Source organism: Maribacter sp. Asnod2-G09 (assembly GCF_045063795.1).
Lineage (GTDB): Bacteria > Bacteroidota > Bacteroidia > Flavobacteriales > Flavobacteriaceae > Maribacter.
On sequence record NZ_JBEFOA010000004.1, the window covers coordinates 865,478 to 891,984 of the forward strand.

General features: G+C 34.6%; 30 protein-coding genes. 11 read left to right on the plus strand and 19 right to left on the minus strand.

The features are described from left to right. Positions 1-117: 117 nt before the first annotated feature. Complete coding sequence (locus ACJJVT_RS10755; protein WP_405398574.1) at positions 118-2,700, plus strand: M1 family metallopeptidase; 2,583 nt, start codon at positions 118-120, stop codon at positions 2,698-2,700. Positions 2,701-2,760: 60 nt separating this feature from the next. Here ACJJVT_RS10755 and guaB read toward each other — a convergent pair whose 3' ends face one another. From guaB to ACJJVT_RS10785, 6 genes are all read right to left on the minus strand, one after another. Further along, positions 2,761-4,233 (minus strand): IMP dehydrogenase, encoded by a 1,473-nt coding sequence (gene guaB, locus ACJJVT_RS10760; RefSeq protein ID WP_405398575.1) that lies wholly within the window; start codon positions 4,231-4,233, stop codon positions 2,761-2,763. Between the two features lie 39 nt (positions 4,234-4,272). Continuing rightward, on the minus strand, positions 4,273-4,785 hold the full coding sequence (locus ACJJVT_RS10765) for a hypothetical protein (RefSeq protein WP_405398577.1): 513 nt from the start codon (positions 4,783-4,785) through the stop codon (positions 4,273-4,275). Further along, the gene (locus tag ACJJVT_RS10770; protein ID WP_405398578.1) at positions 4,785-5,321 is read right to left on the minus strand and encodes an FMN-binding protein; all 537 of its coding nucleotides are present in this window, start codon (positions 5,319-5,321) and stop codon (positions 4,785-4,787) included. The genes ACJJVT_RS10765 and ACJJVT_RS10770 overlap by 1 nt, the downstream gene beginning before the upstream one ends. Before the next feature lie 23 nt (positions 5,322-5,344). Beyond that, positions 5,345-6,523, minus strand: coding sequence for a hypothetical protein (locus ACJJVT_RS10775; RefSeq protein ID WP_405398579.1), 1,179 nt, complete (start codon positions 6,521-6,523; stop codon positions 5,345-5,347). 147 nt (positions 6,524-6,670) lie between these two features. After that, complete coding sequence (locus tag ACJJVT_RS10780) at positions 6,671-7,540, minus strand: hydroxymethylglutaryl-CoA lyase (protein WP_405398580.1); 870 nt, start codon at positions 7,538-7,540, stop codon at positions 6,671-6,673. Between the two features lie 53 nt (positions 7,541-7,593). After that, positions 7,594-8,214 carry a LysE family translocator gene (locus ACJJVT_RS10785; protein WP_405398581.1) on the minus strand — a complete coding sequence of 207 codons (621 nt, stop codon included), beginning with the start codon at positions 8,212-8,214 and terminating at the stop codon, positions 7,594-7,596. Positions 8,215-8,299: 85 nt separating this feature from the next. On the opposite strand from ACJJVT_RS10785, the gene ACJJVT_RS10790 reads away from it, so the two are divergent. Further along, positions 8,300-8,710 carry a Dabb family protein gene (locus tag ACJJVT_RS10790; RefSeq protein WP_405398583.1) on the plus strand — a complete coding sequence of 137 codons (411 nt, stop codon included), beginning with the start codon at positions 8,300-8,302 and terminating at the stop codon, positions 8,708-8,710. A gap of 78 nt (positions 8,711-8,788) precedes the next feature. Here ACJJVT_RS10790 and ACJJVT_RS10795 read toward each other — a convergent pair whose 3' ends face one another. After that, positions 8,789-9,832, minus strand: a complete 1,044-nt coding sequence (locus ACJJVT_RS10795) for a quinone-dependent dihydroorotate dehydrogenase (protein ID WP_405398585.1) — start codon at positions 9,830-9,832, stop codon at positions 8,789-8,791. A gap of 58 nt (positions 9,833-9,890) precedes the next feature. Further along, on the minus strand, positions 9,891-10,340 hold the full coding sequence (locus ACJJVT_RS10800; protein WP_405398587.1) for a hypothetical protein: 450 nt from the start codon (positions 10,338-10,340) through the stop codon (positions 9,891-9,893). A 72-nt stretch (positions 10,341-10,412) separates the two neighbouring features. Here ACJJVT_RS10800 and pepT point away from each other — a divergent pair, with 72 nt between their 5' ends. Together pepT and ACJJVT_RS10810 are read left to right on the plus strand one after the other, a co-directional pair. Next, positions 10,413-11,636, plus strand: coding sequence for a peptidase T (gene pepT / locus ACJJVT_RS10805; protein WP_405398589.1), 1,224 nt, complete (start codon positions 10,413-10,415; stop codon positions 11,634-11,636). A gap of 4 nt (positions 11,637-11,640) precedes the next feature. Then, complete coding sequence (locus tag ACJJVT_RS10810; protein WP_405398591.1) at positions 11,641-12,240, plus strand: YdeI family protein; 600 nt, start codon at positions 11,641-11,643, stop codon at positions 12,238-12,240. A 75-nt stretch (positions 12,241-12,315) separates the two neighbouring features. Here the strand turns inward: ACJJVT_RS10810 and yajC are convergent, their stop codons facing one another. The 3 genes from yajC to nusB are packed head-to-tail and all read right to left on the minus strand — an operon-like array spanning position 12,316 to position 14,088. Continuing rightward, a complete protein-coding gene (gene yajC / locus ACJJVT_RS10815) occupies positions 12,316-12,603 on the minus strand; it encodes a preprotein translocase subunit YajC (protein WP_073243291.1) in 288 nt (95 codons plus the stop codon). Between the two features lie 24 nt (positions 12,604-12,627). Further along, on the minus strand, positions 12,628-13,098 hold the full coding sequence (locus tag ACJJVT_RS10820; RefSeq protein ID WP_303598092.1) for a DUF1573 domain-containing protein: 471 nt from the start codon (positions 13,096-13,098) through the stop codon (positions 12,628-12,630). Positions 13,099-13,140: 42 nt separating this feature from the next. Next, entirely contained in the window at positions 13,141-14,088 is a 948-nt protein-coding gene (nusB, locus tag ACJJVT_RS10825; RefSeq protein WP_405398593.1) for a transcription antitermination factor NusB, read from the minus strand. 219 nt (positions 14,089-14,307) lie between these two features. Between nusB and ACJJVT_RS10830 the strand changes: the two genes are divergently transcribed. Beyond that, on the plus strand, positions 14,308-16,059 hold the full coding sequence (locus tag ACJJVT_RS10830) for an ABC transporter ATP-binding protein (protein WP_405398595.1): 1,752 nt from the start codon (positions 14,308-14,310) through the stop codon (positions 16,057-16,059). A 65-nt stretch (positions 16,060-16,124) separates the two neighbouring features. Then, the gene (locus ACJJVT_RS10835; protein WP_405398597.1) at positions 16,125-16,514 is read left to right on the plus strand and encodes a PUR family DNA/RNA-binding protein; all 390 of its coding nucleotides are present in this window, start codon (positions 16,125-16,127) and stop codon (positions 16,512-16,514) included. Positions 16,515-16,585: 71 nt separating this feature from the next. On the opposite strand, the gene ACJJVT_RS10840 is transcribed toward ACJJVT_RS10835, so the two are convergent. From ACJJVT_RS10840 to ACJJVT_RS10855, 4 genes are read right to left on the minus strand one after another with little or no spacing between them, the layout of a single operon-like run. Beyond that, the gene (locus tag ACJJVT_RS10840; protein ID WP_405398599.1) at positions 16,586-17,638 is read right to left on the minus strand and encodes a lysophospholipid acyltransferase family protein; all 1,053 of its coding nucleotides are present in this window, start codon (positions 17,636-17,638) and stop codon (positions 16,586-16,588) included. Continuing rightward, positions 17,635-18,555, minus strand: coding sequence for a bile acid:sodium symporter family protein (locus ACJJVT_RS10845; RefSeq protein ID WP_405398600.1), 921 nt, complete (start codon positions 18,553-18,555; stop codon positions 17,635-17,637). Before ACJJVT_RS10845 ends, ACJJVT_RS10840 begins: the two co-directional genes overlap by 4 nt. A gap of 4 nt (positions 18,556-18,559) precedes the next feature. After that, positions 18,560-18,898 (minus strand): tRNA-binding protein, encoded by a 339-nt coding sequence (locus ACJJVT_RS10850; protein ID WP_405398602.1) that lies wholly within the window; start codon positions 18,896-18,898, stop codon positions 18,560-18,562. Beyond that, a complete protein-coding gene (locus ACJJVT_RS10855) occupies positions 18,898-19,200 on the minus strand; it encodes a phosphoribosylpyrophosphate synthetase (RefSeq protein WP_324023260.1) in 303 nt (100 codons plus the stop codon). The genes ACJJVT_RS10850 and ACJJVT_RS10855 overlap by 1 nt, the downstream gene beginning before the upstream one ends. An 88-nt stretch (positions 19,201-19,288) precedes the next feature. Here ACJJVT_RS10855 and ACJJVT_RS10860 point away from each other — a divergent pair, with 88 nt between their 5' ends. Beyond that, positions 19,289-19,852, plus strand: coding sequence for a thioredoxin family protein (locus ACJJVT_RS10860; RefSeq protein WP_405398603.1), 564 nt, complete (start codon positions 19,289-19,291; stop codon positions 19,850-19,852). A 21-nt stretch (positions 19,853-19,873) separates the two neighbouring features. Further along, positions 19,874-20,401: a GNAT family N-acetyltransferase gene (locus ACJJVT_RS10865; RefSeq protein ID WP_405398605.1), complete on the plus strand. Its 528-nt coding sequence runs from the start codon at positions 19,874-19,876 to the stop codon at positions 20,399-20,401. 5 nt (positions 20,402-20,406) lie between these two features. On the opposite strand, the gene ACJJVT_RS10870 is transcribed toward ACJJVT_RS10865, so the two are convergent. Further along, on the minus strand, positions 20,407-20,943 hold the full coding sequence (locus tag ACJJVT_RS10870) for a YfiT family bacillithiol transferase (RefSeq protein WP_405398607.1): 537 nt from the start codon (positions 20,941-20,943) through the stop codon (positions 20,407-20,409). A 111-nt stretch (positions 20,944-21,054) separates the two neighbouring features. On the opposite strand from ACJJVT_RS10870, the gene ACJJVT_RS10875 reads away from it, so the two are divergent. Further along, positions 21,055-21,693 carry a peroxiredoxin gene (locus ACJJVT_RS10875; RefSeq protein WP_405398609.1) on the plus strand — a complete coding sequence of 213 codons (639 nt, stop codon included), beginning with the start codon at positions 21,055-21,057 and terminating at the stop codon, positions 21,691-21,693. A 129-nt stretch (positions 21,694-21,822) separates the two neighbouring features. Beyond that, positions 21,823-22,017, plus strand: a complete 195-nt coding sequence (locus ACJJVT_RS10880; protein WP_027064347.1) for a cold-shock protein — start codon at positions 21,823-21,825, stop codon at positions 22,015-22,017. A 317-nt stretch (positions 22,018-22,334) separates the two neighbouring features. Here ACJJVT_RS10880 and ACJJVT_RS10885 read toward each other — a convergent pair whose 3' ends face one another. From ACJJVT_RS10885 to ACJJVT_RS10895, 3 genes are all read right to left on the minus strand, one after another. Further along, positions 22,335-23,267: a peptidylprolyl isomerase gene (locus ACJJVT_RS10885; RefSeq protein ID WP_405398610.1), complete on the minus strand. Its 933-nt coding sequence runs from the start codon at positions 23,265-23,267 to the stop codon at positions 22,335-22,337. A gap of 111 nt (positions 23,268-23,378) precedes the next feature. Further along, positions 23,379-24,773 (minus strand): M20/M25/M40 family metallo-hydrolase, encoded by a 1,395-nt coding sequence (locus tag ACJJVT_RS10890; protein ID WP_405398612.1) that lies wholly within the window; start codon positions 24,771-24,773, stop codon positions 23,379-23,381. Next, positions 24,748-25,626, minus strand: coding sequence for a PPK2 family polyphosphate kinase (locus ACJJVT_RS10895; protein WP_405398614.1), 879 nt, complete (start codon positions 25,624-25,626; stop codon positions 24,748-24,750). The genes ACJJVT_RS10890 and ACJJVT_RS10895 overlap by 26 nt, the downstream gene beginning before the upstream one ends. 184 nt (positions 25,627-25,810) lie before the next feature. On the opposite strand from ACJJVT_RS10895, the gene ACJJVT_RS10900 reads away from it, so the two are divergent. After that, positions 25,811-26,506 carry a hypothetical protein gene (locus ACJJVT_RS10900; protein ID WP_405398615.1) on the plus strand — a complete coding sequence of 232 codons (696 nt, stop codon included), beginning with the start codon at positions 25,811-25,813 and terminating at the stop codon, positions 26,504-26,506. Position 26,507 lies beyond the last annotated feature (1 nt).

Here is a 26,507-nt window from a genome sequence, read left to right on the forward strand (position 1 = left end):
TTACAAGTATGTAATGGCTCATCTATAAAGTTATGCTCATTTAGAGTTATACGTTGTTGAAAAATTGGAAAGTAATTTCCATTAAAGTACTTTCACAGCAACGTATAACGCTAACTTATGAAGTACCTATTTTACGCTAGTTTTTTAGTTGTATTTTTTATTTCGTGCTCTAACGAAAAGGACACAGTAAAGCCACTTGAATCTGGAGTATCAGAAGCTATAGCAACCCAAAGAGCTTCACAAATCTCAAATGTTCATTACAACTTAAGTTTTGAAATCCCTAAGGAACAAGAAGCTCCTATACCCTCTCATCTAGTTTTAAATTTTGAACTAGCACAACTTCAAGAACCAGTCTACTTAGATTTTAAAGAGGAAACTTCAAACATAAAATCGGTCTCCATTAATGAAGCTGATGTCGCTATTCTTCATAAAAATGAACATATAGTTCTACATGAAGACTACTTGGTTAAAGGAAATAACACCATTATAATTGAGTTTGATGCTGGTGAGCTTTCTCTTAATAGAAATGAAGATTACTTGTACACTTTATTAGTACCTGATCGTGCAAGAACACTATTCCCTTGTTTTGATCAACCTAATATAAAAGGTATGTATACGCTGAATATTACAGCACCAAATGATTGGAAAGTTTTATGCGGTTCAAAAGAAGTAAAGCAAACTCAGAAAGGGGAATACACACAACATAATTTTAGTGCTTCTGACCAAATGAGTACGTATCTATTTTCATTTGTAGCAGGTAAATTTGAATCTGTAACTCAAAAACCGGCTAATATGGATATGACCATGTTATACCGAGAAACCGATGCTACCAAAATTAAATATAGCCTAGACTCCATTTTTAATTTACATCAACAATCTCTAACATTTTTAGAGAAGTATACAGATTATCCTTTCCCTTTTCAAAAAATGGATTTTGCCGCAATACCCGGATTTCAATATGGCGGTATGGAGCATGTGGGAGCTATACAGTATCGAGAAAGCTCACTCTTCTTAGACGAAAGTGCCACTGCCAACACAAAATTGAGCCGTGCAAAACTAATTGCACATGAAACATCGCACATGTGGTTTGGCGATTTAGTTACGATGAATTGGTTTAATGATGTTTGGATGAAAGAAGTGTTTGCCAATTTTATGGCAGATAAAATCATGAATCCCACTTTCCCAGATATTGACCATCAATTGGCTTTTATGATTACCCACTACCCTAATGCTTACGGGGAAGACAGAACTTTGGGTACTAACCCTATTCGGCAAGATTTAAAAAACCTCAACAATGCAGGTTCTCTTTACGGTAGTATTATTTACAACAAGGCACCAATAATGATGCGCCAACTAGAAACCGTTTTAGGTAAAGAGGCATTTCAAAGTGGTATTCAAGAATATATAAAAACCTTTGCTTTTAAGAATGCTGTTTGGGGAGAGTTAATTGCTATTCTAGACAAAAAATCAGCTACAGATATGGTTGCATGGAGCGATGTTTGGGTTAATAACTCCAGCAGACCTATTTTTAGTGATAACATAGAATATGATGATGACAACAACATCACATCTTTTAAACTATCTCAAAAAGCAGAAGACAAATCAAATCATTCGTGGCCTCAGAAATTTGAAGTACTGTTTATTTATCCTGATAAAACAAAAACTTTAACTGTCAACATGATTGATAGTGAATTGGTTTTAGAGGAGGCTATTGGACTTGCTAAACCAACTTCAATACTTTATAATTCAAATGCTGAAGGCTACGGAGTGTTTCCTATTCAAGAAAAAGATCTAGATATCATACCAACGATAAATGACCAAGTGGCTCGTAGTTACGCCTATATTAATGTGTATGAGAATATGCTAAATGGAAGCATTACTCCCGCTGCAGCTATAAAACTATACTCTAAAGGGCTAATTAATGAAAAGAATGAATTATTAATTAATCTCATCTCTAGATACACCACTTCAGTATTTTGGAAATACCTTACCGCAGAACAACGCCTATTTTATCAGAAAGAAATTAGCGAGCAAGTATGGTCTAAATTACAAGAAGAGTTACCTGCTAATATTAAAAAGACCTTATACTCCGCCTACACATCAATTGGATACACTGGTATTTCATTAGACCATTTATATAAAATATGGAACAAAGAATTAGTGATTAACAATCTAAAGCTTAACGATGACAACTTTACTGAACTGGCGATGGATTTAGCTTTGTACAGACACCCAGAAAGTGAAAGTATTCTAAAAAGAGCAGAAAAGGCTATTAGCAATAATGACAAATTAAATCGCTTTACCTTTTTACTACCCTCTTTCTCAAAAGATCAGCAGACTAGAAATGACTTTTTTGAATCACTTCAACAAGAAGAAAACCGAGCTAAAGAATCATGGGTTGCTAATGCCATGAATAATTTAAATCACCCTTTGCATCAAAAAGAATCCATTCAATATCTAAGGGTAAGTCTAGACTTGGTTGATGAAATACAAAAAACAGGAGATATTTTTTTCCCAAAAAGATGGCTAAGCAGTACTATTGGCAATTACACTTCACCAGAAGCTTATGAAATTTTAGAGCATTTTCTAGATGAGAATCCTGATTTAAATTCATCCTTAAAATCAAAAGTGCTTCAAGCTTCAGATGATTTAAGAAGAGTTCAACTTCTACAAAAACAGATTGACACCTCTTTAGATTAAATTATAAGGCATAAAAAAAGAGGTCTAAAAGACCTCTTTTTTTATTTACTATTATATTTTCTATCTACTGTAATTCGGACTCTCTTTAGTGATGGTAACATCATGAGGGTGACTTTCGTTAATACCACTAGCGGTAATTTTAACGAACTTACCAGTGTCTTGTAGTGTTGCGATATCTTTCGCTCCGCAATATCCCATACCAGCTTTTAATCCGCCTATAAATTGATGAATACTTTCATACAATTCCCCTTTGTAAGGTACACGACCTACAATACCTTCAGGTACTAATTTTTTAATATCATCTTCAACATCTTGAAAATAACGATCCTTACTACCTTGTTTCATAGCTTCAACAGACCCCATACCACGGTAAGACTTAAATTTTCTACCTTCATAGATAATCGTTTCTCCAGGAGACTCTTTTGTACCAGCTAAAAGTGATCCTAGCATTACCGTATCTGCACCTGCTGCAATCGCTTTAGGAATATCACCTGTATAACGAATACCACCATCTGCAATTACCGGAACACCTGAACCTTTTATAGCTGCTGCAACTTCTAATACTGCAGAGAACTGAGGAAAACCAACCCCTGCAACTACCCTAGTCGTACAAATTGAACCTGGACCAATACCAACTTTAACGGCATCTGCACCAGCGTCAACCAAATATTTTGCTGCTTCACCCGTAGCAATGTTACCAACGATAACATCTAGGTTAGGAAATTTCTTCTTTACTGCTTGTAATACTGAAACCACACCTTTTGTATGACCATGAGCCGTATCTATAACTACTGCATCTACACCTGCATTAACCAATGCTTCTGCTCTCTCAACAGCATCTTCTGTAACACCTAAAGCTGCTGCAACACGAAGTCTACCGAACTGATCTTTATTAGCGCTAGGCTTTTGGGTAAGTTTTGTAATATCACGAAATGTAATCAACCCTACCAACTTGTAATTTTTATCTACTACAGGTAGTTTTTCAATTTTATGTTGTTGTAAAATATCTTCTGCTTCTGAAAGTGAAGTACCTTCTGCAGCTGTTACCAAATTCTCAGAAGTCATTACCTCAGAAATTGGTCTTTCGTTGTTTTTCTCGAAACGTAAATCTCTATTGGTTACGATACCTAAAAGTTTACCATCGGCATCAACGATAGGAATACCACCAATGCTATATTCTTTCATATTGGCTTTCGCATCTTTCACTTTCGAATCAAGTGGTTGTGTAACCGGATCCAAAATCATTCCGCTTTCAGCCCTTTTCACCTTTCTCACTTTCATTGCCTGCTGCTCAATACTCATATTCTTGTGCAACACGCCGATACCACCTTCTTGAGCCATGGCAATTGCCATTCTAGACTCCGTAACCGTATCCATCGCTGCCGATATGATTGGTACATTGATCGTAATATTTCTTGTGAATTTTGTCTGAATACTTACTTCTCTTGGAAGCACTTCAGAATATGCAGGTACTAATAATACGTCGTCGTACGTTAGACCTTCTCCTAGAATTTTGTTTTGGTGGGCTTGCATAGCAATTAAGGATTTAATTGCGTGCAAATATAGTGATTATTATTGGTTAAAAGTATTACCGTATTGTTTGGAAAATGTTAATTGATACAACACAATCATAGCAGATGCCGTGTATGTCGCTGTCATTAAAATACCTGATACTATTACTATGTATTTAAACCAAGTTACACCAGACCATAAAAAATAAATTCCGCCAAAGGTCAGCAATACTGATAAAAATGGTTCTACCGTTAAAAGCACCTTTAGTTTTGTAGGTAGTTGAGTTAGCCAAACCAAAATTCCTAACAAGAAAAAGATAAAAGACATTGACAGTATATGGGTATGTATAATCGTCAGCATTTGTCGTTCGCTCTTTTTAAACTTCATGACATCAGCATTTTCATCTGATTCATTACCCAAGTAATTCTCTTCAATACCAGATACAGAGGCAGTACTAGTCTCTGAGACGAACAATAAACCGGTAAAATACCCAACAGAAAGTACAATTACAAAAGCCCCTATAAATAAGCGAATTGGTTTTGGCAGCTTTGGTAAAAGACCATTAAATTCCATTATAACATTTTATTTTCTTGCAATATAGTAAGTGTTTGCAAAAGGTCATCAATTGCATTGGTCATAGAGCGAACAGAAATTGTCGCACCTGCAATACCATCTATATTAGTTTCATGATTTAATCGATCACCTGGTTTTTTCCCGATAAATTGTTTCAACCAACGTTTGCTTCCTATTTCACCACCATATTCTTCGCGATAAATTAAAACCTTTGTGTGTAGAATTTTAAAATTAGCATCAAGCAAAACCATGTAATCAAAATTTGCTGTTTTACTCGGAGCTTGTTCTACATATATATAACCAATAGGACTTTGACCGTCAAGCACTCGAAATAAATTTTCTGCATTAATTTTACTTGGCAAATCTAATTCAGGATTTTTTTCAACTGCAATAGCCTCCATAGTAAAAGAATCAATCTCAAAATACCCAGCTATTTCTTTGTCTACCTTTTTCTGAATATTCTTTGGCAAACCAAAACCCATTACTATACCAATGGTTAATATGCAACTTATTAATCTTAGAACCTTATTATTCATATCTACTGACTATTATAATTTGATTAAAACCAAACACCGATACCAAAATTAAGCCTGTCTTTTACATCACCAACGTCTGAAGCATTACTTCTAAATTGATAATCTCCTTTCAAGACCACCCCTGGTGCAAGGTGATAAGTTAAACCTGTAGTAACATCTGTTCTGTTATAAGCATCATTGCGAACCAAACTACCTTCGGTATCGGCATGAGTATCATACTGCTCATAACGCGTAAAAACAAAAAGCTTTTGCTCTTTACCCATAGGTAGCAAATTGTATGCCCCTTCTACATAAAAGCCTCTAAGTGCACTCCCCAAATCTCTTCCTGTAGCGGTATTATATTGTTCTGTATCTGATAAAGATGCATTTATAAATTGACCACGTGCCGTAAAACGGTCATAAGCGTAACGAGCATCTAAACCTACCATGGCAATACCAATATTTGCACCTTCTAAAGTTTCTATATCATCTGCTGCTTGAGTTTTTCCAAAATACGTTGACATACCTAAACGTAAACCAGAAATACCATAGTATTCAAGTTTGGTAGATAAAGTAGGACTATCGATAGTTGACTGAATTGCTTTTTGACGACCACCCCTTAATCCGCTAGAACCGCCTAAGAATCCAGATAAACCTCCTTGACCATCAGCTTCTGTAGATTTGAATCCGTTAAAAACATAAGCTTGGTATCCTAAGTTAATATCATTAAATCTACCTGCAACCCCTACACCAATCTCTCTCCAAGTAGTTGGCACAATGGCATTATCCATACCTGGACGCTCTGTTCCATTAAAAGTTGTTGGTTCATGAAATTCGTTTACAATACCCATTGGCACCAACATTAGACCACCACGCAAACTAATATTATTCCCAACCGAGTAATTTATAAAAGCCTGCTCAACAAAAACTTCATTTACATGTTCAAGCTCCACTTCGGTAACAAATTGTGTTTTATCATTAAAACGATATCCAAAAAGTAATACCATTCGTTGCACATCTAATTCGCCATTATCGCCTTCTGGTTGATTGTATAACATTTCAGCATAAGCACCCACTGTAACCGCAGAAGCGTAGTTACCAGAAAGTAAACGCTGGGCTGCATTAATTTGAGTTTGGGGCACCAAGGTGATAGAATCTGTTTTAGTTTGTGCCTTCACAAACGTAAAAGTAAATAGCAATACTAATAGGTAAACGTATTTCATCTGCTTAAATCTGCTTATAATTATCGTTAACATTTTATTAACGGAGTGCAAATTTATGACCTAAAAAGATACCAACAAAGTTTATTTGTAATAAATCTAAATAAACTTAACGTTAATTAATTTTCTAAAAAAATAAGACAGGCTAGATTAATGATATGCCGTAAACAGCTCAGTAGCCTTGTTGTAAGAAGCTTCAAAAGCCATCCAGTTAACGCCTGAGTCAACTTTTTCTGCAGTAAAATAGGATAGCATTTTCTCTGTAGGCATGTTACCTGTTAAATCATCTTTAGCCATTGGGCAACCACCAAAACCTTGTATGGCACCATCGAAACGTCTACAACCAGATTCGTAAGCAGCAGCTACTTTCTCGTGCCACTTAGTTGGTGTCGTATGCAAATGTGCTCCGAATTCGATATTCGGGTACTTCGGAATAAGATTCGAGAACAAGTATGAAATCGTTTCGGGATCAGAAGAGCCTACAGTATCTGAAAGTGATAATATTTTCGCTCCCATTTTTGCGAGTTTCTCTGTCCACTCCCCTACAATATCAACATCCCAAGGGTCACCATAAGGGTTACCAAATCCCATCGAAATATAAGTCACCACTTCTTTGTTTGCGGCATCGGCTAAATTGAATATCTCTTGTAAAGTCTCTACCGATTGTGCAATAGTTTTATGCGTATTTCGCATTTGAAAGTTCTCTGAAATAGAAAAAGGAAAACCTAGGTAATCAATTTCAGAATGCGAAACTGCATCTTCTGCACCTCGAACATTCGCTACAATAGAAAGCAGCTTTGTATTTGTTTTTGACAAGTCTAATTTTGATAAAACTTCAGCAGTATCTACCATTTGCGGAATCGCTTTTGGCGAAACAAAGCTTCCGAAGTCTAAAGTATCAAAACCACAACCCAACAACGACTGTATATACCTTACCTTTTCATCGGTAGGTATAAATTGCTTAATGCCTTGCATAGCATCTCGTGGGCATTCTACTAATTTGATCTTTGAATTAGACATTTCGTAAAAATACGAAGTCTAAACAAGTATCTCCTATTAATAATTCAAATAAACTATCCAAAAAATAAATAAACAGCAATACCGATGAAGACAACAATCTGACCCCATTTTAAAATAAACCCTGTTCTTTTATTAGATGCCAGAAAACTAGAGATTTGACCAGATAATACTGCGATAGCACCGAAAACAATTGAAGAAACCATTATAAATAAAAAGCCAAGTGTATAGAATTGTACGACGTTGCTTAAAGAATCTGAAAATAGAAACCCTGGAAAAAAGGCAAGAAAGAATATGGTCACTTTCGGGTTTAATACATTCATTATAAAACCCTGCTTATATAATGACCTTAAGCTTTTTTTATTTTTCGTTTCTCCACCAATAGCTATAACATCTCCTCCTTTATAAACCATTACTGCTAAATAGATCAAGTAGGCGGCACCGAACATTTTTATAAAAGTAAATATCGAGGGATTATTCTTTATAATCGCAGAAACCCCGAATGCCAGTAAAGTAGTATGCACTAAACAACCAGTCATTAGACCTGCGACAACCGCTAAACCATATTTTTTACCATTACTAATGCTTTGTATAAGCACAAATATATTATCGGGTCCCGGTGAAAGTGCCAGAACAAAGGTTGCCATAGAAAAAGCCAATAATATATCGTAATTCAATCTAGAAGATATTAGTTCTACCCGAAAAGTACGAATAACCATGTATTACACCTATTTTTAATATCTTGTATAAAATTTACACACTATGAAAATTAAAGTATTTCTATTACTAATTAGCATTTCATTCATGTCAAACGCTTTTGCGAAGACAGATGAAAACATGACCACAACGAAAATGATCCAAAGCGATAGCCTTTTAAGGCACACTGTCTTTTTTAAGTTCAAAGATGGCACGACTGCCGAACAAATGAAAAAAGTAGAAGAAGCATTCAGTGCTTTACCTTCAAAAATTGAGCAAATTAAAGGGTATGAATGGGGATTGAACAATAGCCCAGAAGGTCTGAACAAAGGTTTTACTCATGCCTTTTTTCTAACATTTGAAAGTGAAGAAGATCGTGCTATTTACTTACCTCACCCAGACCACAAAGCATTTGGCGCTGTATTAACTCCGCATTTAGATGATGTGTTTGTTGTTGATTACTGGACCAAACCATAAATTAAAATCTCACATATATAAAATGCCCTTGCACAATTTGTACAAGGGCATTTATATTTTATAAAAGTAGTTAAAACCTTAAACCGCAGCTTTTTCAATAAGCGCTTTATTAATCTCTTTAACCAAAGCCGGACCTTCATAAACAAAGCCTGTCCATAATTGAATTAGATCCGCACCGGCTTCTAATTTCTCGATAGCATCTTCTGCAGAGTTTATACCACCCACACCAATAATAGGGAAAGCCTTGTTACTCTTCTCCGCTAAAAATCTTATTACCTCAGTACTTCTATCTTTCAAAGGAGCACCACTTAGTCCGCCAGCTTCTTCAGTTACTAAAGCATGAGATTTTAAGTTCTCTCTAGAAATAGTTGTATTCGTAGCTATAATACCATCAATAGTTGTTGTTTTAACAATATCAATAATATCTAACAATTGACTATCGGTAAGGTCTGGCGCTATTTTTAATAAAATAGGTTTACGCACAGTCGACTTGCGTTCACTTTGCTTTGAATTTTCTAATTGTAGCTCATTTAGCAAAGCCGTTAATGGCTCTTTGTCTTGCAATTCTCTTAACCCTGGTGTATTCGGTGAACTTACATTCACCACAAAGTAATCTACGTGATCGAATAAGGCGTCAAAACAGATTAAGTAATCTTTAATTGCTTCATTATTCGGTGTCACTTTGTTCTTACCGATATTACCACCAATAAGCACCTTATGATTTTTCTTTAAATTCTCAACAGCTTCGAAAACCCCGTGGTTATTAAACCCCATGCGGTTTATGATAGCCTTATCATCTTTTAAACGAAATAATCTTTTCTTCGGATTGCCATCTTGAGGCTTTGGGGTAAGGGTGCCTATTTCTACGAATCCAAATCCGAAATCTGATAATTCGTTATACAAGACAGCATTCTTATCAAAACCAGCAGCTAAACCAACCGGATTCTTAAATTTCAATCCGAATAGTTCACGTTCTAAACTTTTATCTTCAACAACGAACATAGATTTAATAAGACCAGATAGTCCTATTTTGGAGAAAAACTTAATGCTTGAAAAACTAATATGGTGAACTTTCTCGGGATCAAGAAGAAACAAAAGAGGTCTAATAAAAAGCCTGTACATGTATATATTTTAGAAGCCGTAAAAATACAAACTGTAAATGAGAAAGTTAAGCAATACTTTATCTGTTTTCACTAGGTATACTATCTGTGTAGACAGCGGGTGTTACAATATATGCCGACCGCGAAGCATCTTTACATAAAGACAAGTATAATTCGTATTGATTTGAGTTAAATAGCGCCAACATTTTTTTATCCATCATTTCTTGAACTGTCGCCATACTATCCATTACAACTTTGTACTTATCGGCTAATTGTCGTAGTTCGGTAACACTACTTTGAGGGTGTCTACTCTTTACATTCTCTAATTCGTTACTTAAAACATCATTCCGAAATTTAACTTCTCCACTAAAACTTTCTAATTTCTCTTTTTGCATTTCGTTCAATTGAAAAATATCAGAAATAATAGAATCGTTCGTAACACCAACCCCAAGAATACAATCTGCCTGTGCATTTACATTTGCGAAAAGTAAAAGAAAAGCCATTGCTACTACATATCTAATTTTCATCATCATTTAATTTATCGAATCTTACGTTTACTAATTTACAATTTATAACCTTATTTTTGATAAAACCCATTTTACATGCAGCATATCATCGATCGTTTCATAAGTTATATTACTATTGATACGCAGAGCGACTCATCATCTGACGCCACGCCAAGTACTGAAAAACAGTGGAATTTAGCCCATAAATTAGTGGACGAATTACAGGAGATAGGTCTGTCTGACGTTACTATAGACGACAATGCTTACATAATGGCCACCTTACCTTCAAATGTTGACCATGATGTACCTACGATTGGTTTTATATCTCATTTTGATACGTCCCCTGATTTTTCGGGTACGAATGTGAATCCGCAAATCATAAGAAACTACGACGGCAAAGATATTGTTCTTAATAAGGAAAAAGACATCATTCTGTCATCGTCATATTTTGATGATTTATTACAATATATTGGTCAAACCATTATAACTACAGATGGCACCACATTATTAGGTGCCGATGATAAGGCAGGTATTACAGAGATAGTAACTGCGATGGAGTATTTGGTAAACAATCCAGAAATAAAGCATGGAACCATAAGAATCGGATTTACACCCGATGAAGAAATAGGTCGTGGCGCACATAAATTTGACGTTGAAAAATTTGGCGCAGAATGGGCATATACTATGGATGGTAGCCAGATTGGTGAACTGGAATATGAAAATTTCAATGCAGCAGGTGCCAAAATAACGATTAAAGGAAAAAGTGTACACCCAGGTTATGCAAAAGGGAAAATGGTAAATGCACTTTTAATAGCCAATAAGATTATAAGCGATTTACCCAAGCATGAAATACCTGAAGAAACATCTGGCAGAGAAGGCTTTTTTCATGTGCATCATTTTGAAGGAGAAATAGAAAATGCCACCGTAGAACTGATCATTAGAGATCACGATTTAAAACGTTTTGAGCAACGTAAAAAATTAGTAGAAGACATTGTACAAAAATTCAATAACGAATACGACAATTGTATTGAGCTAGAATTAAAAGATCAATACTTTAATATGAAAGAAAAGGTAGAACCTGTTTTTCATATTATCGAGACCGCTAAAAAGGCAATGGAAGATATTGGTATAAAGCCAATCATTAAACCAATACGCGGTGGTACAGATGGGTCGCAATTAAGTTATATGGGTTTACCATGCCCAAACATATTTGCTGGCGGACATAATTTTCATGGCAAGTATGAATATGTACCGGTAGAGAGTATGCAGAAAGCGGTAGAAGTTATTGTGCGCATTTGCGAGTTGACAGCAAACCAATGAGCAGATGGAAAAGCAAGAGAAATTAGATGAATTCTATAATGAGCCACATCACTTTAAAAATGAAATAGCTGAATTACGAGCTCTTGCCTTAGCCTGCGGTATGGCAGAAACTTACAAATGGAGTTTCCCCACATACATGATTGATAACAAAAACATCATCGCCATAAACAAATTCAAAAATCACTTCGGAATTTGGTTTTTTAATGGTGTCTTTTTAAGTGACCCTAAAAAGGTTTTAGAAAATGCACAAGATGGAAAAACCATGGCGATGCGCCACTGGAAATTTACTACACTTGAAGGCATTGATAAAAAAGAAGTTACAGCGTACATAAACGAAGCTATTGAGAATCAAAAAAAGGGGTTACAATTAAAAATTGAGAAAAAACCTAAAACCAAAATTGTAATTCCCGTTCATTTATCTATTGCGTTAGAAAATAACGAAGACATAAAAGCTGCTTTTAGCAAATTAACTTATTCTAAACAGAAAGATTACGCTGAGTATATAGCAACTGCCAAACAAGAAAAAACGAAGCTATCTCGATTAGAAAAGATAGTTCCGTTGATATTAACAGGCAGGGGAATTCATGACCAATACAAGAAGTAAGTTACTATCTAAAAAATTAAAGCAAAAAAAACACCGATGTTTCCATCGGTGTTTTTTATATGAATTCAGAAAGAATTACTTTTTCTCTGGAGCGTTTAATTTAGCGCTCATTTCCATGGATATGGCAGATCTATCAAACTTTAATTTTCCTGCCATTGTTTCCAATACACAAGAAGAATCTTTATCATTTAAATCTACTACCTTACCGTGCAGACCACTTTTGGTAATAACACGATCACCACGTTTTAATTCTGCTGAAAATTTCTTTTCATCCTTTTGTCTTTTCATTTGAGGTCTGATCATAAAAAAATATGCGACCACAAAAATCAAAATCATCGGAAGAAACTGCCCTATATCACCCATCTTTGGTATATCTGTATGTTATAATTATTTAACAGGTCCTAATGGAGCCGCTCCTTTTGGGTTAACGAAAGCTTTAATTCTTAAAAGCTCAGAACCTTTTTCAGTATTTGCCGTAACAGTAATTGTTTTAGTTACCTGATTTTGACCTGATCCATTGAAATTAACTTTCAACTCACCTGTTGCACCCGGTGCGATAGGCTCTTTTGGAGGATTAGGAACTGTACAACCACAGCTACTTTTAGCGTCAGTAATGATTAACGGAGCATTACCAGTATTGGTAAAAGTAAATACGGTCTCTTGTGGAGTACCTTGCTCAATTGTTCCAAAATCATGTTCTGCTTTCTCGAAAGACATTACAGGTACTGCTTTAGCAGCCTCATCTCTTACCGCAGCTTCTGCTACATTATCTGTTTTAATCTTACTTGATGCGTTGTCTTTACAAGAAGTAAAAGCTACCATTGATACAAGACCAACAATTAGAACTATTTTTTTCATACTATTTAGATTTATCAATTAATTGCAAAATTATAAAAATTTTTATAATAGACCTCTTCCCATTTTGTTAAGCTTTCCTTCTGACTTGTATTCTTTAGTAAGCTTATCGAGAATTCCGTTTATAAATATGCTACTTTTCGGTGTAGAGTATTCTTTAGCGATTTCTAAATACTCATTTATAGTTACCCTTTCTGGTATAGAAGGGAAATGTAATAACTCGCAAATAGCCATTTTTAATAAGATGCTATCAATACCAGCAATACGATCTTTATCCCAATTTGGTGTTTTACCCTCTATTTCTTTTTCTAAAGCATCGTTCTTTAATAATGTTCTAGATAGCAATTGCATGGCAAAAGTCATATCCTCATCATCTTTCAACAGACTTGGTAAAAAGTAAGATTCTGGGTGTACCTGCTTTACTTTCTTAAAATGCTTTAAAATAAAGGTATTAACAATAGGTATATCATCTACCCAAGTTAACTTATCATCTTCAAAGTAATCGTAAATTTTCTCGTTAGGTGCAATAATGTTCTTGAACAAAGTTATTATCAAGTCCTTATCAGCAGCATAATCGCTTTCTGGTTTAGACATGTATTCTTTGTAGGTATCGCTCTCTAAAATTTCTTTATAGATAAGTTTTACATACTCTTCTTCTAAATACCAGTTATCTAGCTTTCTATGACTAAGCTCTTCTTCTAAAGTCTTATTCTCAACAATTTGTAATAACAATCTGTTTTGAATAAACTTATTCGGATTAGGAAATGCTGTCTTTTTGTCGTCAATGTATTTGTTGGCAGAAAGAGATATTTGATCTGCTGCTCTTTTCTGTATTTCTACAAAAAGACTTAGCCATAATAAATATAGCGTGTAGGTATTCTCTATGCTTACCTTTAAAAACTTCTCTTGTTTCTGTAACGAATCGTCCTTAGACTGAATTAGAGCGTAAATACTCTGCATTACCTTAACCCTAATGTGCCTTCTTGTAAGCATTTGAAAGAACTTATTTAATATATTAGTAAATAACCTCGGGGCAAGCCCTCGGAGCATTTAAACCTCGATCATCGAGTAAATAAAGCCGCAAAGGTAAGTATCTATTTAAAGGGTCACAATAGCAATCGTATTTATCTTAGCTTATTTATAACATATCGTTTTAGGTCAAAAAACTATCTTTGCCTTTAGAATTTTACACTATTATCTTTTCTACAACTTATGAAAGAACTTAAGCATCTAAATAAATACTTTAAAAAATACTGGCTTAAGCTTTTTTTCGGGATCATTATAACCATAGTAGCAAGGCTATTTCAGTTGATCATGCCGTCTTACGTGAACAACTCTATAACGGTAGTTGAACAGTATATAAAGGCAGAAATAGAAAAGTCTACAGCTCAAGAATTGTTGTTAGAATACATTCTTATCATTATAGGTGCCGCTTTTCTATCCGGATTCTTCACTTTTTTAATGCGTCAATTAATTATCAATATTTCTAGATATATAGAATATGACCTTAAAAATGAAATATTCGATCACTACCAGAAACTAAGCCTGAACTTCTATAAGAAAAATAGAACAGGTGATTTAATGAACAGAATAAGTGAAGATGTAAATGAAGTACGTATGTACGCGGGTCCAGCTATTATGTATGGCATACAGACCTTAACCTTATTTGCCTGCCTAATACCGCTAATGTTCATAAAAGCACCAACCTTGGCAGCATATACCTTACTACCATTACCTTTTCTATCAGTTTTAATATATCAAATAAGTAAGGTAATACACAAGAGAAGTACCATCGTACAGCAGTATTTATCTACGTTATCGACTTTTACACAAGAAATATTTTCAGGCGTTTCGGTTATAAAAGCATATGCGCTAGAGCCACAAACCAATGAAGATTTAGAAAAACTTGCTATTGAAGGAAAAGAGAAGAGTGTTAGTCTGGCAAAAGTAAATGCTTGGTTCTTTCCCCTAATGATTCTTCTAATAGGTATCAGTAATATTTTGGTGATATATATAGGAGGAAAACAATACTTAGCCGGTGAAATTGAAGTTGGTCTGATTGCGGAGTTTATATTATATGTAAACATGTTAACATGGCCCGTTGCAATTGTAGGATGGCTTACATCTATCGTACAAAGAGCTGCTGCCAGTCAAGAACGGATCAACGAATTTCTAAATCAACAATCGGAAATTAAAAACATGCCCACCCACGAGCATAAGGTGAAAGGTAAAATTGAATTTAAAGATGTAGACTTTACATATCAAGACACCAACATCAATGCATTAAAACATTTATCATTTACCATTAACGAAGGGGAAACTACAGCTATTATTGGCAAAACAGGATCTGGTAAGTCTACAATTCTAGATTTAGTAGCTAGATTATACGATACTACAAAAGGCGAAATTTTAATAGATGACGAACCGATAAAAAATATTGATCTAACCAGTTTAAGAGAATCTATTGGTGCCGTACCACAAGATGCTTTTCTATTTTCTGATAGTATAAAGAACAATATCAAATTCGGAAAAGAAGACGCTACAGACCAAGAAATAATGGACATTGCCAAAGATGCCGTTGTACACGAAAATATAATGGGCTTCTCTAAAAAATATGACACTATTTTAGGAGAAAGAGGCATTACGTTAAGTGGCGGACAAAAGCAACGCGTGTCGATCGCAAGAGCATTAATTAAGAAACCACAAATTTATTTATTCGATGATTGCCTTTCTGCGGTTGATACAGAAACGGAAGAAGAAATTTTAAATAATCTTAAAAAGGCATCTAAGAATAGAACTACATTAATTGTAAGTCATAGAGTTTCTTCTGCTAAAAATGCCGATAAAATACTGGTTTTAGATGACGGCAGACTCATTCAAGAGGGCACGCACGACGAATTAAATACCCAAGAAGGGTATTATAAAGACCTCTATAGCAAACAGCTCTCAGAGAAAGAAAGTTAGAAAATTGTTGTCGGATAACGATTTTTTTTTCATTTTTGATAGCATAACGACACTAAACATTAGAAATGAGCGAAAGAGATTTATCAGATCAGGAAGAAATTCACTCCAAAGTTTTACGCGCAGGTAGAAGAACGTACTTTTTCGATGTAAGAAGTACAAAGGCTGGGGACTATTATTTAACGATTACAGAAAGTAAGAAATTTACACATGACGATGGATCCTTCCATTACAAGAAGCATAAAATTTATTTATACAAAGAAGACTTCGATGCCTTTAAAGAGAATGTTGAAGAAATGATGGATTTCATCATTAACGAAAAAGGTTCTGAAGTAATTTCAGAAAGACACCAAAAAGACTTTAAAAAAGAAGAAGCTCAAGTTGAAGCTGAAGTACCTGTAGAAAATACAACTACAAATACCTCTAGTTTTACAGATGTAAGTTTTGAAGACATCTAATCTTTAAACTATCTTTTAAAAATCAACGACTCTTTTTTAAGGGTCGTTTTTATTTTGAGGATATTTGATTATTAACGCAAACCATACTTCACCAACCCAACATTCAGTAAAGTGATAATGCAGATACTCATTACTGCGATACATGGCGTAAATACAAAAGCAATAACTGTAAATAATAAGAGTATATAAATAGGATAAGATATCATTGCAAACGCAAACCTAAAAGTACCCATAAACTCATCTTCGGGTACTTTTGACTTCAACCATAATTTCCAAATTAATACTATAGGGAAATTTAGCAATGTGAATATCCATTTGAACATACTGAAACCTTGCTTTTCTGAAGCAGGATCAACTGAACTATCGACACCTTGCTGGGTCAACATCTTTATCTTTTCGTTGACTGCAGTAGGATTAAGGAAATCGACCTTTTCTGACTTTAACTTATTTAAAATGGCATCATAATCAACATTACTTGGAATATGAGTCGTTAGTTGTTCTAGACTCGTAGAAATCTCATTTTTAATAGTAATGACAGATGTATTCAAATCATTCTCATCAAATAAACTTCTTGCCGAAATTGGCTTTCCATAACAAATAGCCACCTCATCTGGAAAATGGGCTGCATGTTTATAATTAAACCCAACAGGAATCAACTGAACATCTAACTCTGGGTACATTTCAAAAGTTCTAAAGAGTATTCTGGTAAAACCTTTACTCAATGGTCTCACACTACGTTTAAGATTATGATTCGCTTCAGGAAACAAAAGCAATGCTTCTCCCCTACTTAAAATTTCTGCGCATGAATTAAAAATTGCATCGTTATTAGAAAGCGTATCTCTACCATCTCGCATTCTGTAAATTGGTAGCATTTGAAAATAAGAGAACATACGTTTTAGCAGTTTGCCATTAAAAACGTCTGAACGGGTTAGAAAATAGGGTTGTCTATTACAGTCTGTAGCAATTAGCAATACATCAATCAAAGCACTTTGATGATTAGGCAAAAACATTACCGGTTTCTCTTTGGGTATATGCTCTAACCCAGAAATATGAATTTTCTTATGATAGCCATAGAGTCCGGTTTTCACCACAGACTTCACTAATGAATATATAAATCCACTCACGCTATTGTCTCTTTAGCAACTGATTTTCTATTCCAAAAAGCAGCCAAAATTAAACCAGAAACAATATGCCAAATACCCCAAAAGGCAGCAAGAAGCGCCATACCACCTAATCCATCGAAAAAAGTAAAAATCAACAATAATCCTAATCCAGAATTCTGTATTCCTGTTTCTATGGTTATGGACCGAAGACTATCTTCAGATAATTTAAAAATTCGCCCAAGGCTGTATCCCGTAGAAAATGCAACTAGATTATGAATTAAAACAATCCAAAAGACATAAAAAATATAGTCCATAAAGATGATGCGGTTATTATATAATGCGATAAATACCAGACAGATAAAAAACACTAAGGATACTACTTTTAGCTTTTTAGCTATTTTCAAAGCTATTTTTGGTTTTTTATAATTGACATACATACCCAATATTAAAGGCAGTCCTAATAATAGAAAAACCAATTTTATCATTTCTATAGGTGCTATAGAAATGTCTTGAATAAGACCCGCACTTGGCTCATAAAACATAGACCAAAAATGAAAATTTAAGGGAGTCATAACAACCGCTAACATAGTAGCAATGGCAGTAAGGCTAACAGATAATGCCGTATTTGCTTTAGATAGGTAAGATATGAAATTAGAAATATTACCGCCTGGGCAAGCAGCTACCATAAACATACCCAAAGCAATGCTTGGTAAAGGTTCAATGACAAATACCAATAAAAAAGTCAATGCCGGCAATACAAGAAATTGACTACATAAACCTACTAGTAATGCCTTCGGTTTTGACCATAAAGGTTTAAAATCTGATATTGATATTTCTAAGGCCACGCCAAACATTACCAAACTTAAAACAAGGTTCATAATCCATAATGAACCTGAATCAAAATTAATATGAATGTTATCTAAGATATTATCAGTCAAAAAATTAGGAAATTTTTAATCCGTTTGGCACTTTCATTTGAGGTTGAAGAAGCACCACTGAACTATTGTCTACAGCACCTAATATAAGACATTCACTCATAAAATTGGCAATTTGTTTTTTGGGAAAATTAACTACTGCAGTAACTTGAATACCGATAAGATCCTCTTTTTTATACCTTTCAGTTATCTGAGCAGATGTTTTTTTAATCCCAATCTCATCACCAAAATCTACATGTAACTTGTACGAAGGGTTTCGGACCTCCGGGAAATCTAAAGCAGCTACTATAGTGCCCACCCTCATGTCAATTTTACTAAAATCTTGCCACGTAATTGTTTCTTCCATTAGCTCAATTTAAGCTTTTCTATCAAATCTTTGGGTACATTACCAGCATACATGCCGTATGCATCAACTAATAAGCCTTTTTCACCGGTACTCGTTTCAATAACATATAAAATGGTATTATCATCGGGGTTGCTCATACCTTCAAAACGATAGAATTTTACCACGTCTAATTCAGTAGCATTATGAATATGCTTCTTGCTTTTGTTTTCTACACCAGCGTCACATAAATTAAAATCTTCTGTATAACCTTCTTCTTGTAATGCTTTAATTGCGATGGATAAAGAAATATATGAATTTTCCATATTAGTATTTTATAAAGTTTATGAATACTATAAAGAAAAGGTAAGCTTAATATAATCGTTAACTTAGTACCATAAATTATTAGTTGATATGGCAAGAACAGAAAGCAAAATGTTAGCATTAGGTACCGTTGCTCCAGAATTTAGTCTGTTAGATACGGTTAGCAAAAAAACCATGAATCTTCACGCTTTAAATGGTAGTAAAGGAACAGTAATCATGTTCATTTGCAACCATTGCCCATTTGTTATTCATGTAAATCCTGAAATTACTAAAATCGCTTTAGAATACCAGAAGCAGGGTGTTCACTTTATCGCCATATCTAGTAATGATGTAGAAAAGTACCCAGAAGATGACCCTCAGTTCATGAGAATAAAAGCAAAAGCCGAAAATTATACCTTCCCTTATTTATATGATGAAGACCAATCGGTAGCCAAAAAATATGACGCTGCTTGTACACCAGATTTTTTTCTTTTTGACGAAGGATTAAAATTGGTTTACAGAGGTCAATTAGACGATTCTAGACCAGGGAACGGATTGCCGTTAACAGGTAAAGACCTTAGAAGTGCCATTGAGAACCTTATAAAGGGAGAAGAAATTAATCCTGTTCAAAAACCAAGTATAGGCTGCAATATTAAATGGAAATCTAACGCTTAATTCTAGTAGTTTTTTTGAATTATGGAAAATGATATTCAGTTTGCACCTCTGAAGCCAGAACTTTACAGCACGTATATTGAAATAGGTACAAAAGCCTATAATCAACATTACACGCATCTTTGGCCTAATGATGAGACAACTACCTATATTAAAAATAGTTTTACCAAAGAAGTACTTTTACATGAAGAGGAAGACGAAGACACCGCTTTATATCTGATAAAGTTAAACTCTGACTACGTAGGTATATTAAAAATTACATTAGGTAAACAACTACAAGATTATAGCAAGGCTGATGCTTTATATCTTGATAAAATCTATATTCTTAACGAATTTTCGGGTAAAGGTATAGGTTCCAAAACCTTAAAATTTGTTGAAAAAATTGCTACAGATCATTCTAAAAAGGCGATTTTTTTAGAGTCAATGCAAAAAGGATTGGCACTACCCTTCTATTTATCACATTCTTTCTCAATTGTTGCGAACACGCAAGTACCGTTCAACAATGTTATTGAAGAAGAAAAACCCATGTATTTGCTTAGAAAAGATATTTAGGCGTTTTACCAACCTCTACTTAAAGCCAAATTTTCTATGTGCGCAAAGTGGTGATTACTATGCCATGCGTATTTACCAATATTTTCTGCCACAGAAACATTAACACTCCCTTCTGGGTGAATATAACTTTTTTCAAAATCTGCAGATTCAAGGTGATTCAATAAATAAACCAGCTTCGCATGCAAAGCTGTTAAATAAGAAAGCGATAAAGAAATTGGTGCTGTTTTGGCATCTATAAGTTCGCTCCACAACTTTTCTTCATAAACTTTAATAAGCGGTCTATTCTCTGTCAATGCCCATTTAAAACGGGTATAACTATGGTGGTGACTATCTGCCATATGGTGTATTACTTGCCTAACCGTCCATCCGCCTTCGCGGTAAGGAGTATTTAGCTGTTCATCAGAAAAATTATGTACAAGGTTTGACAAACGTTTAGGCAATGTTTCCAATACATTTATCCAATTTGCAATATCATCTTTTGAAATATTTTCAGGACATTCAAAATGCCCGATCGGATACTTTAATTTTTCTAATTCTTCCATAAACTAAAAGTAGAAAATTTTAATAGACTTTTAACCTAAAACCTATGCACAACATTATATAATCTACTAATTTTATAGGATATTAAAATAAACATACAAAATCATATCATTATGGCAACAATACGTTTAGGTGACAAAGCACCAAATTTCACAGCAGATAGCTCAATGGGCACTATTAATTTGTACGATTACCTAGGTGACAGTTGGGGAATATTATTTTCTCACCCTGCAGATTTCACTCCTGTGTGTACTACCGAACTAGGTACGGCGGCTAAATTCAAAGATGAGTTTGACAAGAGAAATGTTAAGATGATTGCACTAAGTGTTGATGGTGCAGCTTCACATGCAGAATGGATCAAGGATATTAATGAAGTACAAAATACAGTCGTAAATTTCCCGATAATTGCAGATGAGGACAAGAAAGTATCTGATTTATACGATATGATCCACCCAAATGCAGATAATAATCTTACGGTACGTTCTGTATTTATTATTGCACCAGACAAATCTGTAAAACTGACATTAACCTACCCAGCATCTACAGGAAGAAATTTCTATGAGCTACTGAGAGTAATAGATTCCTTACAACTTACAGCAAACCATAAGGTTGCAACACCAGCAAACTGGGAGCATGGCAAAGATGTAGTTGTGAGTCCGGCAATATCTACCGCCGATGCGAAAAATATTTTTTCAAAGGGAATTACAGAGGTTAAACCATATTTGAGAATGACACCAGACCCTACTGCATAGGTCTAAAAACAAGTTCATTCTCAATACATTAGATAAAAATTGTTAACCTTAAGATAACGTACAAGAATTTAAGTTTTTAAACAAAAAAAAACTATCTTCGCTCTTTAATTAATATTTAATTTTTCTATTATGAGTAAAGGAACAGTAAAATTCTTCAATGATTCTAAAGGTTACGGATTTATCACTGAAGATGGTTCAAACGAAGATCATTTTGTACACATTTCTGGCTTAATCGATGAAGTTCGTGAAGGTGATGTTGTAGAATTTGAACTACAACAAGGTAAAAAAGGATTAAACGCCGTTAATGTGAAGGTAATTGACTAGGTAACGACTTAACTTTTTTATAGTATAAAACCCGAACCAAATGGTTCGGGTTTTTTTATGCCTTTTATTTTTTTAAAAATTTGTTCAACTTAAACGCAACCTTTTATATAAATACATATCTATTGATTAAACAAGAATGGTTCCACGACCTTATACCATGTATTTATGACCACATTTTTGACCGTATTTTTAGTTTTAATGATAGTAAATATCATTTTGCTCTTAGGCAGTTTCATTACTCGTAAAAAGTAATCACAAAAAAACACCCATATCATATGATATAGGTGTTTCATTAGTATTTAAAATATGTAGGTTGCTTAACCTACTTTCATTAATTCTACATCAAAGATCAGTGTAGCATTTGGTGGTATTACTCCGCCTGCTCCTGCAGATCCATATGCTAGATCAGAAGGAATTACAAAACGTGCCTTATCGCCTACTTGAAGTAAAGCAATACCTTCATCCCAACCTGGTATAACCTGACCGATACCTAATTGAAAATCTATAGGAGAATTACGCTTGTAAGACGAATCAAAAACCTGACCGTCTAATAGAGAACCTTCGTAGTGTACAGAAACTTTTTCACCTTTTACAGCTTTAGCTCCATCACCTTTCTGAATCATTTTATAACGAAGTCCTGATGGCGTAGCATCAAATCCTGCTGCTATTTTATCAAGCTCAGCATCTTGCTTTGCTTTTTCATCAGCTAATCTCGCTTCACCAGAAGCATTGAAATCTTGGTAAGCTTTTAATGCATCCCATTTCTTAGCCGCATCACCAACTCGTACAATCTCTAAAGATTCTATAACATCGTCTTGTGCAATAGCATCTACGACATCTTGACCAGACTCAACTTTACCAAAAACAGTATGTTTATTATCTAACCAAGGTGTTGGTACGTGCGTAATAAAAAACTGACTACCATTAGTACCTGGGCCAGAATTAGCCATTGAAAGTACACCAGGTGCATCATGCTTTAATTCTGGGTGAAATTCATCATCAAATTTATAACCGGCGTCACCAGTACCTCTACCTTGAGGACAACCACCTTGAATCATAAAATCTGGAATAACCCTATGAAATTTTAAACCATTGTAATATGGCTCACCTTTACCTTTAGCACTATTTTCTTTATCACCCTCTGCTAAGGCTACAAAGTTACCTACCGTACCAGGAGTTTTATCGTGAGTTAATTTTACTAGTATTTCGCCTTTATTTGTATTGAACTTGGCGTAAATTCCGTCTTCCATTATTGTTTTTTTTATATCTGACAAAGGTAAAGAAATTTAACGATTTGAACATTTCGTTACTTCCAAAACCAGAAATTGATTACTTTACTATTGTTGATGAAGTGACAGAGATTAAAATCCGTATTTATCTACTAAGTATATTAAACTAGCCATCGATGCAGCACCTAATTGCAGTTCGCGTCTATTAACATGTTCGAATGTATCGTTCTCTGCATGGTGATGATCAAAATAGCGTTGAGAATCTGGTCGTAAACCCGCCAATACTAATCCTACTTTTTTCAACGGACCAATATCTGCCCCACTATATCCTTTTTCAAAATAGTGTACAAAGTAGGGTTCAAAAAGAGGTTTCCATTCTAGTACTTTTTCGAAATCTTTATCAGAACTATCAAAAGTAAATCCGCGAGGAGAAAATCCGCCAGAATCACTCTCTAGTGCGAATATGTGCTTTTCATTTTTGGCATTTGCAATTTCAGCATATTTATTACCACCTCTTAGACCATTCTCTTCGTTCATAAATAGAACAACCCTTACGGTACGTTTTGGCTTATAACCTGTTTTCTTGAATAGATTTAAAACCTCCATACTTTGAACACAACCAGCACCATCGTCATGAGAACCATCGCCTAAATCCCAAGAATCTAAATGTCCGCCTACCACGATAACCTCTTCAGGTTTTGTTGTTCCTCTAATTTCTCCGATAACATTATATGATTCAACATCATTAAACTGCTTACAACTCTGTTTAAAATAAAAATTGATGTCAGGATTCAATTTTAAAGAAGTGCTCAATAATTCAGCAGCATTTGTACTAATCGCCGCAGCAGGAATTCTTTCAGATTCTGCTTGTTCGCCATAACTCATTGACCCTGTATGAGGGTAATCGTCTAAACGAAGATTCATTGAACGCACAATAACACCTACAGCCCCATACTCAGAAGCTTCTAAAGCACCAGCATAGCGTTGGTCTACACAGTTAGAATAGGCAGTAAAGGTATTTATCTGAGTAGCGTCCATCGGTTTGTTATAGAACACTATTTTTCCCTGAATTTTGTCTTTACCTAAAGATGCTAGTTGTTCAATACCCTCAACCTCTATAATGTTTGCCTTAATACCTCTGGAAGGAGTTGGCACAGAACCACCAATTGCGCAAATGGCAACATTAGTAGTGGTACCTGGGTTTGTTTCAAAATAAGCAAATTCTGGTGTTCCCCTTACCCATTTAGGCACCATTACCGGTTGTAACCAGACTTTATCAATACCTAGAGAATCTAATTGAGCCTTTGTATAATCTACAGCTTGCTGCGCCTGAATCGACCCAGAAAGTCGCCCACCAATTTGATTGGACAAATAGTTCAGCCAATCATAACCAGTACCTTCGGTCAGCGCTGTATCATAAAGTTTCTTTATTTGTTCTTCGTCTGTATTTTGTGAAAGCCCCACATATGCGAAAGCAATTACAAAAAATAAAGCAAGTTTACTATTCACCTTGTAGTTGTTCTTCATAGCTGTCTAAATTAGCCATTATTTTATCGCTCAACATAGGCTCTTTGATATCTTTGTATTTTTTTAACGATTCTAATAGAATAGATGCTATAATTATACGTGTTGCCTTTTTATTATCTGCAGGTACCGCAAACCATGGTGCATGATCGTGAGTGGTTTTAGATATCGCTTCTTCGTAGCAGTGTTGATACTCGTCCCACAATTTACGCTCCTTTAAATCGCCAGGTGAAAATTTCCAATGTTTCTCTTTTAACGCAAGTCTTCTTAACAAACGTTGACGTTGTTCTTCTTTTGAAAGGTTAAGAAAGAATTTAAAAATTAAAGTCCCATTTTCAGCAAGGTGACGCTCAAAGTCATTGATTTGTTCAAATCTTTTATCCCAGAATTTTTGATCGATATCTTCTACCGTATGTATACCAGGTATATGTTCGTTCAATATATATTCTGGGTGCACTCTAGTAACCAGAACATTTTCATAATGGGTTCTATTAAAAACGCCGAATTTACCTTTCGCCGGTAATACTAAATAATGACGCCATAGGTAATTATGACTCAGCTCTAATTCTGTAGGCACTTTAAAACTATGAACCTCAACACCACTAACATTGAAATCTTTAAACACCTCGCGTATTAAACTATCTTTACCGGCAGTATCCATACCTTGTAGACATACCAGTATACTATATTTACCATGGGCATAAATAGTATCTTGAAACTCGCCTAACTCTCTTCTAATTTTTGATAATTCTTTTTTAAGTTCTTTATCTGACTTACCAAAATCTTCAAAAGTCTCATAATCAGAGATTTTAAAGTTTTTATTGGTACTATAATTGTCTACTTTTATTTTATCCATTCTGAAATATAAAATTTAATATTAATGAATACTAATTCGGCACTAAAAGATAAGTAATACTATTCTCACAAATTCCGTTTATCGTGATTGAAGTGTATTGTATCGAAAATAATATTTTCAACAAGGTAAAGCATCTAAATTTATCCGTGTAAGATCCCAAATCTTGCACCTAAATTACCTACTTATGAAGAAAAATATCTTTTTTTTCTGTGCAATTGCACTACTGTCCTTATCCGCATTCGGTATGAATGTAGAGTGTGAATATGCTAATTCTAATATGGGTTATGCAAAATCTCAAATAAACGCTGCTTTACGTACTCAAGATATTAATCAGGCACGATTTTATGCTTACAAAGCGCTAAGTGCTTTAGAAAAATCTAAAAAACAATTAAATGTTTGCGGTTGCAAATATGCAAAAGAAAGCATGTTAGAAAACATGGAGGTACTTTCACTTGCAACAAAATCTACGACTTTAGAAGGTACAATCAACTATTTACATGCATCTATAGAACTAACAAATAAGACAATTCTAGTATTAGAGTCTCACGATACTCACGAAAGTGCATATGCTAATGATGAGCTTTCTGTAAACACCAATGCTTCGGTAAACAAAACATCTGTAGCAAATACCAGTAACAAAAAAGACCTATTTGAAACCATTGACACTTCATTAGAAAAATATCGTATTTCATTAGACAAGGTTGTTCAAAGTGTAAATTGTAAAGATGCTACTGCTTTTGCAACAAAAATTTTCGATGAATGTGAAGCTCAGCTGCTGAAATCAGATATTTCTGAGGGTAGTAAATATTACAATCTGCGTACTAAAGAAATAACCGCAGAAGCCCTAACCAAAATTGGAGATTGCTCTGCGGCTAAATAAG

Coding starts and splice junctions, on each gene's coding strand:
- ACJJVT_RS10850 (WP_405398602.1), bottom strand. CDS start 18,898: ATGGAAGAAACAATTACGTGGCAAGATTTTAGTAAAATTGACATGAGG.
- ACJJVT_RS10780 (WP_405398580.1), bottom strand. CDS start 7,540: ATGTCTAATTCAAAGATCAAATTAGTAGAATGCCCACGAGATGCTATG.
- ACJJVT_RS10895 (WP_405398614.1), bottom strand. CDS start 25,626: ATGGATAAAATAAAAGTAGACAATTATAGTACCAATAAAAACTTTAAA.
- guaB (WP_405398575.1), bottom strand. CDS start 4,233: ATGCAAGCCCACCAAAACAAAATTCTAGGAGAAGGTCTAACGTACGAC.
- ACJJVT_RS10885 (WP_405398610.1), bottom strand. CDS start 23,267: ATGGAAGACGGAATTTACGCCAAGTTCAATACAAATAAAGGCGAAATA.
- ACJJVT_RS10800 (WP_405398587.1), bottom strand. CDS start 10,340: ATGATGAAAATTAGATATGTAGTAGCAATGGCTTTTCTTTTACTTTTC.
- ACJJVT_RS10765 (WP_405398577.1), bottom strand. CDS start 4,785: ATGGAATTTAATGGTCTTTTACCAAAGCTGCCAAAACCAATTCGCTTA.
- ACJJVT_RS10820 (WP_303598092.1), bottom strand. CDS start 13,098: ATGAAAAAAATAGTTCTAATTGTTGGTCTTGTATCAATGGTAGCTTTT.
- ACJJVT_RS10860 (WP_405398603.1), top strand. CDS start 19,289: ATGGCAAGAACAGAAAGCAAAATGTTAGCATTAGGTACCGTTGCTCCA.
- ACJJVT_RS10880 (WP_027064347.1), top strand. CDS start 21,823: ATGAGTAAAGGAACAGTAAAATTCTTCAATGATTCTAAAGGTTACGGA.
- ACJJVT_RS10775 (WP_405398579.1), bottom strand. CDS start 6,523: ATGAAATACGTTTACCTATTAGTATTGCTATTTACTTTTACGTTTGTG.
- ACJJVT_RS10755 (WP_405398574.1), top strand. CDS start 118: ATGAAGTACCTATTTTACGCTAGTTTTTTAGTTGTATTTTTTATTTCG.
- ACJJVT_RS10865 (WP_405398605.1), top strand. CDS start 19,874: ATGGAAAATGATATTCAGTTTGCACCTCTGAAGCCAGAACTTTACAGC.
- ACJJVT_RS10830 (WP_405398595.1), top strand. CDS start 14,308: ATGAAAGAACTTAAGCATCTAAATAAATACTTTAAAAAATACTGGCTT.
- yajC (WP_073243291.1), bottom strand. CDS start 12,603: ATGGGTGATATAGGGCAGTTTCTTCCGATGATTTTGATTTTTGTGGTC.
- nusB (WP_405398593.1), bottom strand. CDS start 14,088: ATGCTTACAAGAAGGCACATTAGGGTTAAGGTAATGCAGAGTATTTAC.
- ACJJVT_RS10890 (WP_405398612.1), bottom strand. CDS start 24,773: ATGAAGAACAACTACAAGGTGAATAGTAAACTTGCTTTATTTTTTGTA.
- ACJJVT_RS10790 (WP_405398583.1), top strand. CDS start 8,300: ATGAAAATTAAAGTATTTCTATTACTAATTAGCATTTCATTCATGTCA.
- ACJJVT_RS10835 (WP_405398597.1), top strand. CDS start 16,125: ATGAGCGAAAGAGATTTATCAGATCAGGAAGAAATTCACTCCAAAGTT.
- ACJJVT_RS10875 (WP_405398609.1), top strand. CDS start 21,055: ATGGCAACAATACGTTTAGGTGACAAAGCACCAAATTTCACAGCAGAT.
- pepT (WP_405398589.1), top strand. CDS start 10,413: ATGCAGCATATCATCGATCGTTTCATAAGTTATATTACTATTGATACG.
- ACJJVT_RS10795 (WP_405398585.1), bottom strand. CDS start 9,832: ATGTACAGGCTTTTTATTAGACCTCTTTTGTTTCTTCTTGATCCCGAG.
- ACJJVT_RS10810 (WP_405398591.1), top strand. CDS start 11,641: ATGGAAAAGCAAGAGAAATTAGATGAATTCTATAATGAGCCACATCAC.
- ACJJVT_RS10900 (WP_405398615.1), top strand. CDS start 25,811: ATGAAGAAAAATATCTTTTTTTTCTGTGCAATTGCACTACTGTCCTTA.
- ACJJVT_RS10770 (WP_405398578.1), bottom strand. CDS start 5,321: ATGAATAATAAGGTTCTAAGATTAATAAGTTGCATATTAACCATTGGT.
- ACJJVT_RS10855 (WP_324023260.1), bottom strand. CDS start 19,200: ATGGAAAATTCATATATTTCTTTATCCATCGCAATTAAAGCATTACAA.
- ACJJVT_RS10870 (WP_405398607.1), bottom strand. CDS start 20,943: ATGGAAGAATTAGAAAAATTAAAGTATCCGATCGGGCATTTTGAATGT.